Genomic DNA, 13,703 nt, shown 5'->3' on the forward strand with positions numbered 1-13,703 from the left:
AAACATTCTAAATATCTAAAAACTAATCAAATCTTAATTTTTTGAATTTTATGTTTTAATACTCTTAACAATGCCAACATAATAAAAAAATAAAAAATTTAGATTTAGTGAGCTGGAATGATTGGGTCTCTCTCTCCAGCAGGTTCGAACTCTCTTAAAGCACCTCTTGCGAACTCTTTTCTTGGATATCTGAAGTCGAATATCAATGATGGGTCTGCAAATGCAACTTTAATTAATGGGTTCAATGCGAATGCATCTCCTCTTGCTGAGTGTGCTGCTTGTGTAATTCCAGCATACTCTCCTTGGTGACCGACGTTCATTGCATAGTTTGGATAGTTTGGACCTCTTAACTCTAATGGTGAACCTTCGTCGTTTCTGAATGACAATGAGTTAGCAGCTCCACACTGGTCTTGCAAGTCGTATCCGTAGAATCCTAATCTACTGTGGTACTCTTTATGCAATATCTGGCTTAAGTACCATCCGTTAACTCCAGCGTTTGAGTTTCCAGTAGCTAATGCTACTGAAATACCTGATGCAGCAGCTGTAACTGCAGCTCTTTGTGAACCTCCGAAGTGGTCTTCTAATAATGCTGGGAAGCTGTCGTATTGCTCTAATGCGTATAAGGTAACTTCTGTTGCAATGTCTTCAACAACATCCATTGTAGCCTTTACACTGTTGCATCCACCATATTTCTTGGTTACATAGTCGTATCCGTAGTATGAGAAGTCATCTAAGATATCATCTGTATATGCTGCAGTAGCGTACTGTGTAAATCCAACCCCTCCAGACATGTAACTTCCTAACCAGATTTGGTCATATAACATTGCCCCAGCAGCAACAACTTCTAATGACTGCTCAACAGGGTCGTCTGAAACTCTTGTTGTTTGAACAACGTCAGCTAAGATACCGAAGAACATTCCTCCTGGTTCATTTGGCCCTCTTGCTCTTCTTGCTGGTAAGAATGAAGCCATTTGAATGACATCTGCGTGCTTAGCTGCGTATGAGAAGTCAGCGATAGCAGCTTCCCCAGCACAGAGCTTGTATGCTGTAATGAATGACATTCCAATCTGCATTGCACTCCATCTTGCGATTGTACCTCCATCACAAACTCTACCAACTAATGTTGGAACTCTTGAAACTTGGTATGTTCTCTTACCAATTGCTTTCTTGATTTGCTCTGCTTGCTCTTCTGGGAATAACTTGTTGATGTCAATTAAGAATCTCTTGTCGATTTCATCTGCCAATTCGTCATCTCCAGTGAATATCTTAGCATAACAGTCCCAAACTAAACCAGGATGAACCTCAACCATGTGCTCTTGGACAACAGCCCCTCCTGGTAAAGCGTGGTTGATTGTCTCCATGTATTCGTTAATTGTTTCTGGTGTAACCTCTACCCCTAACCTTTTCTCTAATACAGCGTGAGCTGTATCCATCCCTACAATAACTGTTCTTCTTATATCGTCCCAGAATTGCTGCATTGCAGCGTTGTTCATGAAGTGTAAATCGTCTCCTTCAACAATTGCATCTGTATTTGAAACTTTGTAAGGCATTAATTTTCTCTGACCTAATGGAACCCCAATATCCGGGTTGTAGAATGGAATTCCTCCTCTCTTTTCAATTAATTTTTGTGCTGCCTCAACGAATTCTCTCTTTCTTGCTGACTGTTTCCATCCACCGAAGATGTAGAACTTAGTGTATTTTTCTTTTGGGTCTTCTTCGAACTTCTCCTTTAATGCTTTTAAGAACAATCTTTTTTCAGCATCCATCGGGCTCACCTCTGTGAGGACGTTTTATTTTTATTTTATTTTTGGTTTTATTTAAGATTTTCTTAAGATTTTAAGTTTTTTGGTTTTTAATTAGGAAAGAAAGTTTAATAGTTAAATAGGCATAGCCCCAAAGCTTAGAGTTTCTCGAAGACATCTTCAACTGGTAAGAATCCTCCCAAGGTTCTTGCTCTGTGGATTCTCTTAACGACTGTCAATAATTCTTCATCGTCTCTCATTGGAACTCCATCAATTCTGTAGATTGTTGTAATTTCTTTTAATTTCTCTTCTGGTAATGGTTCTCCAACATCTACTGGTTCATCTAATGGTCTTCCAACCTGGTCTTTAACATAGACAACGTGTCCTGTTTTCTCATCATAGACGTATCTCTGGAGAGCATCGAACATTAAACCGTTTTCATCTAATCTTAATGAGTGCCCGTGAACTGTAGCTCCTCTGATACCAATTCTTGCTGGGTCGAAGAATGCTGTATCAATTAAGAAGTTCTTTGATAACGCTTCTAAGTCACTTTCCCTCATTTCAATAACTTGTCTTCCTGATAATGTACCGGTATCTACTCCTCTAAATCTCCACATGTATGTTCTTGCTCTGTCGTATGGTTGAGCTGGAGCGAAGTACATTGAATCTGCGAACTGGATGTATCTAATTCTGTGTCCTTCTTTAGCTCCGTTGATTGGCTCAACTAAATCTCTTACATAGTCCTCTGGCAAGTCCATCTCTTCTAATGGTGGGTGAACTGTTTTGTAATCTTCTCCTGGCTGTCTGTGACCCATTATTTTAACAACATCATCATCTGGAATATCTCTTAACTTTTCTAACTGAACATCTGGGTTCATGTGGTCTCTTCTATTTTGAGCAATTTTTGTTTGACCTGGGTAGAACTGTGGCTTGTATGCCATACAATCACCTCAATTTAAGTTTAAATGAAGTTTTATTTTTCTTATTATCTCATCAATCTTACTTTGAGGACAAGATTCTCCTCTAATCACCCCAGTTACAATATCAACAACTGTCCCTTCAGTTTTAGGTTCCAAAGGCATAACATCTCTTGTCTTTATTCCATATTTAGCAAGATCTTCCATATCTACAGGAGCTTGACAGACAATAATTGTTGGAATTTTTACATATTTTAAGAGAAGACCAGCTTTATAGACGACATGACTAATAACGTTTCCGAAATGGACAACACAGAGCTTGTGTCTATTTATTTGCTCTGCTTCTTCTGGTTTAATACCAAAGGTAGAGCCTAAAGCTCCTCTTGGAGCATCGTGTGGAATTCCTGAACCAGCATTTAATACAAGAACACTTGTTTGAATCCCTGCCTCTCTTATTCCATAAGTTATCTCACATACAGGTTTTGTTATATGCCTCCTCCCTGGTGACATCGCTACAACTACTACATCATTTTTTAACGCCTCTGCAAATGTCCCTCTCTGCGCTAATCCTCCCCCCTCTCCTAAACCCATCACTGATCTACAATCCACAATTTGCTCTCTTCTTCCTACTGGCATATTATTCCTCTTTTTCTTCTTCTTTTTCTACAACTGTAACAGAGTTAGCCATTCTACTTCTTGAGTCAACCATTCCTATCAATCTTCTATCCATCTCATTTATTAGGAAGACTCCATCTTCACCATATTTAATGTAATCAGTAACTGTTGGCCTATCTTTCAAGAATTTGCCAACTCTCAAATTATATCCAAATGGAAACATTTCTTTGCATATAGCATCTAACTTATCCAACTCACTGTCATCACTGAGAGTTATCCAAAATCTCCCTACCATCACTGTAAGCTCTACTGGGACCCCTTTAACGTTTATTATCTTTCTCTCTGTGTGATTCACTGGCAAACCTCTTGCTGGTCCATAAGTGATAACTTTAGGGAGGGACTGACCGTGGATTACTACCCTCTCCACGGTCTTTAAGTCATATATTTTGTTAAGAAATTTTTCAGTAGTAGAAGCTTTTAAATACCTATGTGGGAAGATTTCAACTTCAATCATTACAATCACTTAAAATTTTACTTATAAAATTTAGATTTTATCTTTAACTTCTAATGCTCCTTTTATGACATATTTCAATGGTTCTCTGAATTCATCAATTGCACTGAAGACAGTTCCTACTAATGCTGATGTTCTTTCAACTGAGAACATCTGGGTTCCAGCATCTAAACACATTGCAGCTACAGCACATGGGATAGCAAATCCTTTTGAGTGTCTTGTAACGATGTGGTTTCCGTTGAAGATACCTGGCCCTCCTCCTCCGTAGATTGAGTGACTAAAGAATGAGAATCCAACTGCTGTACCTTCACATCTACCGAAGTCAACTCCTGGTAATCCAGTTTCGTATTCTAAGATATCGTTGTAGTAGAGAACTGTTGATGCAACGTTTTGTGCTGCTCTTGCAGCTCCAACGTTAACAATAACTGCAGCAATTAAACCAGCAGCTGCGTAAGCGTTCCACTTAGCAACATCAACTGGTTTATACATTGTGAATCCTGATGGTAATTTCTTGTCTTCTTTAATAACTCCATCTTCTAAAGCTCTCTCAACAACTGAAGCTACTACTGTACCAACAGTTCCATTCTTACCGTTTGCTTTTACTAAGTCAATTACTAAGTTGTCTGCGTTTAATCCTTGGTAAGCTAAACCTAATAAGTGTAATCTTTCGAATAATCCGACTGCATCTCCCATTTCAAACATTGCTGTTTGTTCCATAATTGAAGCGAATGCAACAGCGTTCATAACATTTTTCTTTGTACATGCAGCGAAGTGGTTTGCCATAATGTTTCTTAATGCATAACCCGGACATTCTAATGATAATGGGCTACCTAATAAAGCGGCGATGTTTGAACCTTTCATTGTAACTTCGTGTGGGTATCCACCTAAAACAGCTGCGTGAACCATTGGAGCATCGAACATATCAACATCAAATGTTCTGATGATAGCTTCTTTTAATGCCTGACCTGTGACTAAAACAGAAACTGAATACTCTGCAGCAACATCTAATCTTCTTGTTGGAATTTGAACAGCCATCTGTTTTCCATCGTTGATTAATTTGACTGATGTATCGTCATCTTCTGAAACTCTAACAACTTTTTCAACATATTCAGCGATTGTTTCAGCGTTTTCAACAATTGGTAAATCTAACTCTCTTCCTTTAATCATACAACCTTTTCCACCAACTTGCCCAGTTCTTAAAGCGTTTTCTATACCTGCTAAGTTAACTGCTACTGTCCTCTTAACGTCTTTAACTAACTTCTGAATTGTTGGGTTGTGCAATGGGCTAATAGCTTCTAATGGAACGTTTTCTTCTACTAAGTTACCTTTCTCGTCATACAAGTTTATTGTGTCTTTATACTTTACCATAGGAATCACTCCCACATATTGGTTCGTTATTAGTTATTACATTTTATATATATCCAATTTTTCATTTGAATAAAATCGTAAGGTTTATATAGTAGATAGATTTGGAATTTACAGACAAAGTTTAAAATTATAGGATAAAATTATAGGATAATATAAAATAGGATAATATAAAAATTCAATAATTTTTTGGTGAAAAACTTATTATAAAATTTTCTATCTGAAATTTTTTATTAAAAATAATCACTATAGTGTGGAATTATGAAAGAAGCTAATTTATTAATAGATTTGAAAGGAGAGCCGGGAATTAATTGTAATGGATTTTGTAAGTTCTGTTATTTTAGAAAAGTCAATAAAAACAATCCACAGCCATTTGGATGTAGATATTGCCAATTTACAGTTGGTTGTGATTACTGCACATACTCAGTTAGAGAAATAAATGGTGATTTCATTCCATTACCGTTTGCATTAATGGAAGTGCAGAGCAATCTACTATTTAAAAGATACAATAAAGTCAACATTACTGGAGGAGGAGATGTTAGCTGTTATCCTCAATTAGAAGAGCTCTGCAAATTTATAAGCAATATGGGATTAAAGATTCATCTTGGCTATACCTCAGGAAAGGGTTTTGATAATGTAGAGATAGCAAAAAATTTAGTTGATTATGGTGTTGATGAAGTCACATTTTCGGTTTTTTCAACAAATCCCAAGCTTAGGAAAGAATGGATGAATGATAAAAACGCTGAAACTGCCTTAAAATGTTTAAAATATTTTTGTGAGCATTGTGAGGTTCATTGTGCAATAATTGTTATTCCAGGAGTTAATGATGGTGAAGAATTAAAGAAAACAGTTTCTGATTTAGTTGATTGGGGAGCTAAGGCAGTTATATTAATGAGATTTGCAAATAGTGAAGAGCAGGGTCTTATTTTAGGAAATTCTCCATTAATTGAAGGAATAAAAACTCATTCAGTTGAAGAATTTAAAAATATAGTTGATGAAGTCCATAATGAGTTTGGGGATTATATTAGAGTTACTGGAACTCCCCTTCACGACCCAGTTGCTGGAACCCCATTTGCATTAGCTAAAGAGGAAAATAGAAACATCTTAGAGAAGTTAAAAAATAAAATAAATGGGGAAGCAACAATAATAACTGGAAATGTTGCATATCCATTCTTAAAAAAGATTTTTGATGAAACATATGTAAATGTTGTTAAGGTTAATAAAGATATTGCCGACTTAATAACAGCTAAAGATTTAGAAAAATTAAATTTAAAAGATGTTAAAGAAACAGTTTTTATTCCTCCAAAGGCGTTTGTGCATGATAAAGTTGCTGAAAATATTTTAAGTAGGGATGGGATAGATAGAATAGTTGTTAGGGGAGTAGAGCAATTAACATTAGATGGGGAAGTTAGTGGAATATATAGCAAAGAAGAAGCATTAAAATTTGAGATTGAAGCATTTGAGGAATTAATTGGCATGATTAATTTCTTTGGAATAAAAAAACAATAAAAATATTATTTTACTTATTTAATTGTTTTTGCAATAATTTAGCTACAGCAAAACTTGGAGTTGCTAAGGAAACATCTTTACCATAGGTTTCTTTTATTGATATTATGTTATATCCTTCTAAGGCATCTTTCAATATTTCTTCACCTAAACCAGTTATAACAATATCATTTAAATTAAATCTTTTTGAGATAGCATCAACATTCTCCCTAATTAAGTTTAAGAGATTATTATAAAGTTTATTGGCAAAATCTATTAGTTCACTATCACTAACCATTTCTCTATCAGCACATAAAACTCTCGCCAATCTTGTTAAGCAGCTTTCAAAATCTTTTCCAGCTCCATCTGGAGTGTCGCAGGTATAATCTTCTTCTGTAATTTTATTTAAAATTAAAGAAATATCAGCTGTAATAGCAAAGTATTCTGAAGATAAATTAGTCAATTTTCCTCTAAAATCTATTTTGTTAGCTAAAAAACTAACTGGAGTTCTTAAAGTTCCTACATAAACAAGCTGGTTATTCATCATCCTATCCAAATCTGTTTTTTCAGCTAAAACATTCTTATTTTTTATTGGAATTATATCTGTGGTTGTAGAACCCATATCAACTAAAATACAACTTTCATTTATAAATTCTGAAACTAATTTGGCAGTAGCCATCCAATTTGATGCTGAAACATCTAAATAGTTTTTCTTAGCTTCTTCTGATGTCAAAAAATTTCCATTAACATCAAACACATAAATTGGACAGTCAAAGGAACTTTCAACTTTATTTATTATATCTTCAACGCCTTCTTTTTTTGTTTTGTAGCAGTCAGCTAATTCAGCAGTCATAACTAAGGCAACATAATCAACATTATTATTATAGTTTTTTAATAAATTCACCAGTTCATCTTTTTTCTTCCACATAGGGAAATAGATGTGATGAATTTTGTAATTATCCCCTTCAATCTCTGTGATTTTTGTATTAGCTCCGCCAATATCTATTCCCAAAATCATAATTTTCACCATGAAAAATTTATTAACTCAAAATGGTTATTCTAATTTCTAAGCTAATACTAAAAGTTGAGGGATAGGTATATGAATACTTTTGCTGAGATTCAAAAGTTGTATAGGGAATACTATAGCTTTGCAATAAAAAACAATATCCTTGAAATTCCTGAAGGTATTGAATATAGAGAATTTGGATACGGTTATTTAAAAAAAGTTGATAATAGAAACCTATCTTTTAAAAATGAAAGAGAATATAAAGATTGGGTATTAAAAAACGCTCCCCTGCACTTTTACAAATCCTTAGCTTATATGCTATATCCAAACAAATCAGGCGGAGCGGCTAAAAAAGGTATATTTAAGAGAGAATTAGCGTTTGACATAGATGTACATAAAACAAAAAGATGTAAGCACGATGAAGATTGGATTTGTAAATATTGTTTAGAAGAAGCAAAAAATCAAGCTATTTACTTAATTGAAGAATTTTTAATTCCTGATTTTGGTTTAAATGAAGAAGATTTAAAGATTGTGTTTAGTGGAAATAGGGGATATCACATCTATATAAAACCAAAAGATGAAAAAATTAGAGACATTATTGAAAACTACTCAAAAGAGGATAGGAGATTTTTAATAGACTATATATTAGGAGAAAATTTAAATCTAAATTCAGTTGGTAGCGGTTGGAGAAGAAGATTGATAAAAGTAATTAAAGAAAGAGATAAAAGGATATCAACAAAAAAACTTGAAAAAGAAAAAAATTGGAAAAAAGTTATTGATAATTTAAAGAGCAAAAATAAAATTTACAATATTATCGAAGAAACTAAAAATAAACTTGAATTGGATGAAAAAGTTATGGATGATGATATAAGGCTTTTGAGGGTTATAAATTCTCTACATGGCTATACTGGCTTTATTGTTAAGCCATTGAATAGCTTAGATAAGTTAAAAAAATTCAATCCATTAAAAGATGCCGTATTTAAAAATTTTGAAAATAAATTGTATGAGATTAATATATTTGATGATAGAAAATTCGAAATTGAAATATGTGGAAAAAAATACAACAATAAAAGTAAAAAAATTACCGGCTCTGCTTTGCTATATTTATTTGGGCATAATATTAAATTTGAATTACTTGAATCCTATAGGATTTAACGCACTAATGGTATAAAACTTTAAGAAAAAGTTAATCAAAAATTAGGGTATACCAATAGGGCGTAGCCCCTATGGAATTTGAATTACTTCAATGCCTTTAACTAAAATCTTTCCAGCTTTTGTTTTCTTTCCCTCTTTCTCTACAAAAAGCCTTATTTTTCCAGCCCTACAAAAGTGTTGAACTCTCAAACCAATATCTATTAAAGTTTTGTCATTAAACTCTCTTCCAATAAATTCTTTTAGTGTTTCAGAAGTTGAACCACATGGAGCCTCTCTTAAAACATCAATTTTTTCAATTTTATTATTTTTAATGTATAATTTTACTTTTGGTCTTCCAAAATATTTTAGAAATTCTTTTAATTGAGGATAATTATCTAAATAATCTTTTAGTTCATCTTTGTCGATATCACACATTAAATATGGACAGAAAGCATTTCCAAAACTCTCTACCTGTTTTTTAAATCCTTCTCCTTTCCAAGCTCCAACAAGAACAAAAGCTTTATTGTTGAGCTCTTTTATCTTTCTAACAAGTTCATAGGTTAGGTCAGGATTTAGAGTGTAAGTTATAAATAAATCATAATTTTTTAATTTTTCAATTGTATCTTCACTTATTGTTATTTCATCAAAATCTCCATAATATTTAACAGTTATAAAATCATATGGAAATTTTGATTTAATTGTTTTATAAGCCCTTTCTCCATAAGTTCCATCGGTTAAAATAGCAACCTTCACACTTTCACCATATATTTAAATTAATAAATATATTATGCTAAAAATAAAAATGGTAGCCCGGCGCGGATTCGAACCGCGGTCCCGGGGTCCAAAGCCCCGGATGATAGGCCACTACACCACCGGGCTACACCAGACGTAAGCAATTTAATAAATACTAAGAAGGGGTATATATACTTTTCGGCGTAATGTTTATATATAAGTGATAGTAATTTAACTATGCTAAGGTGCCTCGGTAGCTCAGCCTGGCGGAGCGCCTGCTTGGTAAGCAGGAGGTCGCGGGTTCAAACCCCGCCCGAGGCTCCATTTTTTATTTTTGGAATATTATATCAATAAAATTAAATATATAAATCTAATTAGATTCCTTATTCTCTAAACTTTCATTATTTTCCTCTTTTTTCTCATCTTCAGAAATTATTCCAATAGATTTCAAGATATCTTTTAAAAATTCTATAGTTTTCATTTTTCCTTCTCTACTTCTAACTTCATAAACCTTCAAAGGATTAACCGCTTTATATATTTCTTGCTCAGAAACTCCCAAATCTCTACTTCTTGCCTGACAAACTCTCACAGCTACATCGTTAATCTTTGAATCTGCCTCATCAGCATAATGTACTATATAAGCCTCTATAGATCCCGGTCTTGTTGGAGAATGGTCTCCATGGTGAGAGGCTACTATTTTAATAACTTCAATTGGAAAATCTCTTTTGTAGAGCTCAGCAACAGCTAATGTTAGATGGTCTAAATTAAACATATCATAGTGGTCAAAAGTACCATCTTCCTTTCTTATATAATTGTATGGCTTCATTATATCATGTAATAGAGCTCCAGCGATTATATAATCTCTATTAACCTCAACACCATAAACTTCTTCCAAAATATCTGCCATCTTTAAAGCCATCTTTGTTACCGATAATGTGTGTTCTATCAAACCACCCTCATATCTATGATGCCAATTTATGCTCGCAGGAGATTCTTCAACACTAATTCCTGTATCCACAATACCCGGGTGTGTTGCTTTAGGATTTTTTAAAAATTCAATAACCTTTTTTCTTAACTCTTCATCCTTTATTTGCTCTGCAAGTTTTATTAACCTTTCCATTAAAATCCCTCCTAAATTTTAAATACATCTAAAAGTAGAGATAATATTTAATCTATTTAAAGGTGTTGTATAATGATAGAATTGGCTAAAAACCATCTAAAGAAGGTTTTGGAAGTTTGTGGAGCTAACAGAAATTGTGAATATTATCCCTGCCACTTTGATGGGCAAATTTGTTTGTGGTGTTACTGCCCTTTCTACCCATGTGAAGATGAAGAGTTGGGAGAATACATTGAAAGAAAAGATGGAACAAAAATTTGGAGTTGTATGAAGTGTTTTTGGATTCATAGGGAAGATGTTGCAACTGAAATACTAAGAGAAATTTTAAATTTAACTAAAGATAAAAGCATAGATGAAGCTCTAAAACTCTTAGATAATCATGAGTTAATGTTAAAAATAAAAGAGAAAGTTAAATCTAAATATCCGAATAGGTGAAATTGTGGATTTGTTAAATATAGTTTATATTGTTAACTTTATTTTACTTATTTTGGCATCAATAACAGATATTAAGGAGAGAATTATCCCACACAAATACACAATTGCCATGATTATAATGAACTTAACTGTTGGTTATTACTATTTTGGACTTGATGTAATTATTGCGTTTTTCTCTACGTTAATATTATGTTTAATATTAAGTGTTGGAATGGGAGGAGGAGATGTTAAGCTATTTACAGCCTTAGCCCCTATTTTTGCATATCCTGATTCTTTTGTATTTTATATTCCAAAATATATTCTCTACTTAATAGCAATCAGCATGCTTATTGCTGCAGTTTTTCCAATGTTTAAAATTTTAATAAGATATTGGAAAGACATTTTACCCTCAGCTTGTTATTTGACTATGATTCTTGGTGTATTATACTATTTTATACATATTTATAAAATTCCATACGCTTCAATAATTATATGGGCTTATATCATCCTCTCCATATTTATTTCAAGAAAAATTCCAAAATATAAAGAATATACAAAAAAATTAGGTTATTTATTCCCTGTTTATTTGTTATTTCTCTATATTGTTGATAAATCCTATTTTATTAAATACAACGTACTAATAACGTCCATAATATACCTCTGCGAAATAATACTAATATCTATAGTTATTTATGCCCTCACAGGTGTAGAAATTTCCGATAAAAAACATGTTAAAGAGTTAAAAGAAGGAGATATTTTAAGAGACGTAATAATTATAGACAAAGATGGTGTTGAAGTAAAAAACTTAAATATTATAAAAAGAATAAAACTCCTATTAGAACATGAAATTAAAAAAGATGGAAAAGAAATAATATTAACTGATGGAGAAGGGCTGTCCAATGAAGACATCCAAAAAATAAAAAAACTCTACATGGAAGGAAAAATTCCAGATAAATTAAATATTATAAAGACCTATCCATTTGTTCCATTTGTCGTTGTTGGTTATTTAATTACTCTAATGTTAATGTTCTCATCTATAATCTAAAGTGTGAGTATCATGAAAAATAAAACTAAAATAACAAGTTTAAAAAAAGCTCAAATATCTCTTGAATTTTCATTTTTATTCTTTGCTATACTGTTAGCATCTCTTGTAACAGTTAGTCACTTTCTCTCACAGAATTTCTCAAAGGATGATAGGGTTATAAATGATGTTGAAAATGCAGCAAAAACTGCAGTAATATTGGCGAATTCAGGATATAATGGAATCTCTCCAAATACAACTCTAATCTATGGAGGAATTTCGTGGTCAGAAGATAAAAAAAATATATACATTTACATTTCACCTAGAAACACATCTTACGTCACGCCAGAAATAAAGGATTTTATTATAAGCTATATCTACAATACCACAAAAATAAATCAAAGTGAATATAATATAACAATAAACCCTTCTACTACATAACAGAGTAATTTATTTATTATTATTACTTAATATTTAGGGTGATTATATGGTCGATACTTCAAAAATTAAAGCATTAAAAGAAAAAAGTAAAAAAACAATAAGACCTAATCCACTAAAATTTGTTTTAGTATTACTTGTCGTTGTAATCATTGGAATGTTAGCATTTATTGTATATAATGAAATTAGTATTATGCACTTTCAAGAAAAGATAAAACTTGAAAATCAGAAAAAAACTGCTATAGAATCTATAAATCAGATATTTGCTAAATTCCCAAACGACCCTCAAAAACTAGTATATATAAACAAAATTCAAATGGCAGATAACGTAGATGATATTAATAAAGTATTGGAGGAAGCTAAGAGTTACATAAGCTTTAAAAACTACAAGATTGAAACTATAAACCAAATAAAAAGTATATATGGAGATTATTATTCCTTAAGCCCCTATGCTCAAGATTTAGTACATAAAATAAGTTTGGCAGAATCTCCTGAAGAGATTAAAAACTTATTAAAAACTGCAGATATAGAGAGAGACCTTAGAAATATTATTGAAAAACAAATAAATTATGCTTTATCATCAGGAGATAAATACTACTATGTAGAAGTTGGTGAAAAATCTCAATTTATGACAAGGGATGAAATCATTAGATACAAAAATTTCTGGACATTATCTGAACTTAAATCTCTAAAAATAACCCCGATATCACAATTAAATAAAGTTGCAATTGAAATATCTGCAAAACAATGTGGTAAATTACCACACAAAGGAGATATAGTATCAATATATAGCAAAGACGGTTCATTCATCACTTATGCAATTATAGATTCATCTTATGTGATTATATCATCAATAAGTTACAGTGAAAGTAAATCAACATCAAGTAATATAAATGAGCTTGGAGATTCTTATTCCTCATCATCCTCTTCAAGTATATCATATTCATTAAATAATATTCCAGGCATATTGCATGCAACAGTTATTGATAAGTTGGATTACAATAAGATAAAAGAAATGTTTGGAGAGTATGGAAAAAAATTGAATGAAATTGAGGATGATACCCAAATATTCGATGAAAACGTTAATTACTTCCTAATTATCTCAATTCCTGATGATAAGATTCCAGATATTATAAAGTTAAATTCTAAAGATATAACCATTGTAGTAAAATCAAAATAACAATCCCAAGGCTTATTTAATCTAAA

General features: G+C 32.3%; 14 protein-coding genes and 2 tRNA genes. 7 read left to right on the forward strand and 9 right to left on the reverse strand.

The window, feature by feature from the left end:
• Nucleotides 1-104: 104 nt before the first annotated feature.
• From mcrA to mcrB, 5 genes are all read right to left on the reverse strand, one after another.
• Nucleotides 105-1,766, reverse strand: a complete 1,662-nt coding sequence (gene mcrA / locus JH146_RS05370) for a coenzyme-B sulfoethylthiotransferase subunit alpha (RefSeq protein ID WP_048202038.1) — start codon at nucleotides 1,764-1,766, stop codon at nucleotides 105-107.
• 134 nt (nucleotides 1,767-1,900) lie between these two features.
• A complete protein-coding gene (gene mcrG, locus JH146_RS05375) occupies nucleotides 1,901-2,683 on the reverse strand; it encodes a coenzyme-B sulfoethylthiotransferase subunit gamma (protein WP_048202039.1) in 783 nt (260 codons plus the stop codon).
• Between the two features lie 9 nt (nucleotides 2,684-2,692).
• The gene (mcrC, locus tag JH146_RS05380) at nucleotides 2,693-3,295 is read right to left on the reverse strand and encodes a methyl-coenzyme M reductase I operon protein C (protein WP_048202040.1); all 603 of its coding nucleotides are present in this window, start codon (nucleotides 3,293-3,295) and stop codon (nucleotides 2,693-2,695) included.
• 1 nt (nucleotide 3,296) lies between these two features.
• Complete coding sequence (gene mcrD / locus JH146_RS05385; protein ID WP_173400824.1) at nucleotides 3,297-3,788, reverse strand: methyl-coenzyme M reductase operon protein D; 492 nt, start codon at nucleotides 3,786-3,788, stop codon at nucleotides 3,297-3,299.
• A 30-nt stretch (nucleotides 3,789-3,818) separates the two neighbouring features.
• Entirely contained in the window at nucleotides 3,819-5,153 is a 1,335-nt protein-coding gene (mcrB, locus tag JH146_RS05390) for a coenzyme-B sulfoethylthiotransferase subunit beta (RefSeq protein WP_048202041.1), read from the reverse strand.
• Nucleotides 5,154-5,411: 258 nt separating this feature from the next.
• On the opposite strand from mcrB, the gene mmp10 reads away from it, so the two are divergent.
• Nucleotides 5,412-6,659 carry a methyl coenzyme M reductase-arginine methyltransferase Mmp10 gene (mmp10, locus tag JH146_RS05395; RefSeq protein ID WP_048202042.1) on the forward strand — a complete coding sequence of 416 codons (1,248 nt, stop codon included), beginning with the start codon at nucleotides 5,412-5,414 and terminating at the stop codon, nucleotides 6,657-6,659.
• A 10-nt stretch (nucleotides 6,660-6,669) separates the two neighbouring features.
• Here mmp10 and mfnF read toward each other — a convergent pair whose 3' ends face one another.
• Nucleotides 6,670-7,653, reverse strand: coding sequence for a (4-{4-[2-(gamma-L-glutamylamino)ethyl]phenoxymethyl}furan-2-yl)methanamine synthase (mfnF, locus tag JH146_RS05400; RefSeq protein ID WP_173400825.1), 984 nt, complete (start codon nucleotides 7,651-7,653; stop codon nucleotides 6,670-6,672).
• 81 nt (nucleotides 7,654-7,734) lie between these two features.
• Between mfnF and priS the strand changes: the two genes are divergently transcribed.
• On the forward strand, nucleotides 7,735-8,796 hold the full coding sequence (gene priS / locus JH146_RS05405; RefSeq protein ID WP_048202043.1) for a DNA primase catalytic subunit PriS: 1,062 nt from the start codon (nucleotides 7,735-7,737) through the stop codon (nucleotides 8,794-8,796).
• A 69-nt stretch (nucleotides 8,797-8,865) separates the two neighbouring features.
• On the opposite strand, the gene JH146_RS05410 is transcribed toward priS, so the two are convergent.
• Both JH146_RS05410 and JH146_RS05415 read right to left on the reverse strand, forming a co-directional pair.
• Nucleotides 8,866-9,528, reverse strand: a complete 663-nt coding sequence (locus JH146_RS05410) for a DUF166 domain-containing protein (RefSeq protein WP_048202044.1) — start codon at nucleotides 9,526-9,528, stop codon at nucleotides 8,866-8,868.
• A 50-nt stretch (nucleotides 9,529-9,578) separates the two neighbouring features.
• Nucleotides 9,579-9,654 (reverse strand) — tRNA-Gln (locus tag JH146_RS05415).
• 100 nt (nucleotides 9,655-9,754) lie between these two features.
• Between JH146_RS05415 and JH146_RS05420 the strand changes: the two genes are divergently transcribed.
• Nucleotides 9,755-9,831: transfer RNA gene (locus JH146_RS05420), tRNA-Thr, on the forward strand.
• Between the two features lie 46 nt (nucleotides 9,832-9,877).
• Here the strand turns inward: JH146_RS05420 and mptB are convergent.
• The gene (mptB, locus tag JH146_RS05425; RefSeq protein WP_048202045.1) at nucleotides 9,878-10,627 is read right to left on the reverse strand and encodes a dihydroneopterin 2',3'-cyclic phosphate phosphodiesterase; all 750 of its coding nucleotides are present in this window, start codon (nucleotides 10,625-10,627) and stop codon (nucleotides 9,878-9,880) included.
• A 72-nt stretch (nucleotides 10,628-10,699) separates the two neighbouring features.
• Between mptB and JH146_RS05430 the strand changes: the two genes are divergently transcribed.
• Genes JH146_RS05430 through JH146_RS05445 form a run of 4 tightly spaced genes read left to right on the forward strand, consistent with a single transcriptional unit; the run spans nucleotide 10,700 to nucleotide 13,677 of the window.
• A complete protein-coding gene (locus JH146_RS05430; RefSeq protein WP_048202046.1) occupies nucleotides 10,700-11,059 on the forward strand; it encodes a cysteine-rich small domain-containing protein in 360 nt (119 codons plus the stop codon).
• A gap of 4 nt (nucleotides 11,060-11,063) precedes the next feature.
• On the forward strand, nucleotides 11,064-12,083 hold the full coding sequence (locus tag JH146_RS05435) for an A24 family peptidase C-terminal domain-containing protein (RefSeq protein WP_048202047.1): 1,020 nt from the start codon (nucleotides 11,064-11,066) through the stop codon (nucleotides 12,081-12,083).
• Between the two features lie 12 nt (nucleotides 12,084-12,095).
• Nucleotides 12,096-12,500, forward strand: a complete 405-nt coding sequence (locus JH146_RS05440; RefSeq protein ID WP_048202048.1) for a class III signal peptide-containing protein — start codon at nucleotides 12,096-12,098, stop codon at nucleotides 12,498-12,500.
• Between the two features lie 46 nt (nucleotides 12,501-12,546).
• The gene (locus JH146_RS05445; protein WP_048202049.1) at nucleotides 12,547-13,677 is read left to right on the forward strand and encodes a DUF515 domain-containing protein; all 1,131 of its coding nucleotides are present in this window, start codon (nucleotides 12,547-12,549) and stop codon (nucleotides 13,675-13,677) included.
• Nucleotides 13,678-13,703 lie beyond the last annotated feature (26 nt).

This window comes from Methanocaldococcus bathoardescens, assembly GCF_000739065.1.
In the GTDB taxonomy this organism is placed as follows: domain Archaea; phylum AGJL01; class Methanococci; order Methanococcales; family Methanocaldococcaceae; genus Methanocaldococcus; species Methanocaldococcus bathoardescens.

What these genes read in the sequence shown, in the direction of transcription:
- mcrB (WP_048202041.1), bottom strand. Translation starts at nt 5,153, where the DNA reads ATGGTAAAGTATAAAGACACAATAAACTTGTATGACGAGAAAGGTAAC.
- mcrG (WP_048202039.1), bottom strand. Translation starts at nt 2,683, where the DNA reads ATGGCATACAAGCCACAGTTCTACCCAGGTCAAACAAAAATTGCTCAA.
- mcrC (WP_048202040.1), bottom strand. Translation starts at nt 3,295, where the DNA reads ATGCCAGTAGGAAGAAGAGAGCAAATTGTGGATTGTAGATCAGTGATG.
- JH146_RS05445 (WP_048202049.1), top strand. Translation starts at nt 12,547, where the DNA reads ATGGTCGATACTTCAAAAATTAAAGCATTAAAAGAAAAAAGTAAAAAA.
- priS (WP_048202043.1), top strand. Translation starts at nt 7,735, where the DNA reads ATGAATACTTTTGCTGAGATTCAAAAGTTGTATAGGGAATACTATAGC.
- mcrA (WP_048202038.1), bottom strand. Translation starts at nt 1,766, where the DNA reads ATGGATGCTGAAAAAAGATTGTTCTTAAAAGCATTAAAGGAGAAGTTC.
- JH146_RS05430 (WP_048202046.1), top strand. Translation starts at nt 10,700, where the DNA reads ATGATAGAATTGGCTAAAAACCATCTAAAGAAGGTTTTGGAAGTTTGT.
- mptB (WP_048202045.1), bottom strand. Translation starts at nt 10,627, where the DNA reads ATGGAAAGGTTAATAAAACTTGCAGAGCAAATAAAGGATGAAGAGTTA.
- mfnF (WP_173400825.1), bottom strand. Translation starts at nt 7,653, where the DNA reads ATGATTTTGGGAATAGATATTGGCGGAGCTAATACAAAAATCACAGAG.
- mmp10 (WP_048202042.1), top strand. Translation starts at nt 5,412, where the DNA reads ATGAAAGAAGCTAATTTATTAATAGATTTGAAAGGAGAGCCGGGAATT.
- JH146_RS05440 (WP_048202048.1), top strand. Translation starts at nt 12,096, where the DNA reads ATGAAAAATAAAACTAAAATAACAAGTTTAAAAAAAGCTCAAATATCT.
- mcrD (WP_173400824.1), bottom strand. Translation starts at nt 3,788, where the DNA reads ATGATTGAAGTTGAAATCTTCCCACATAGGTATTTAAAAGCTTCTACT.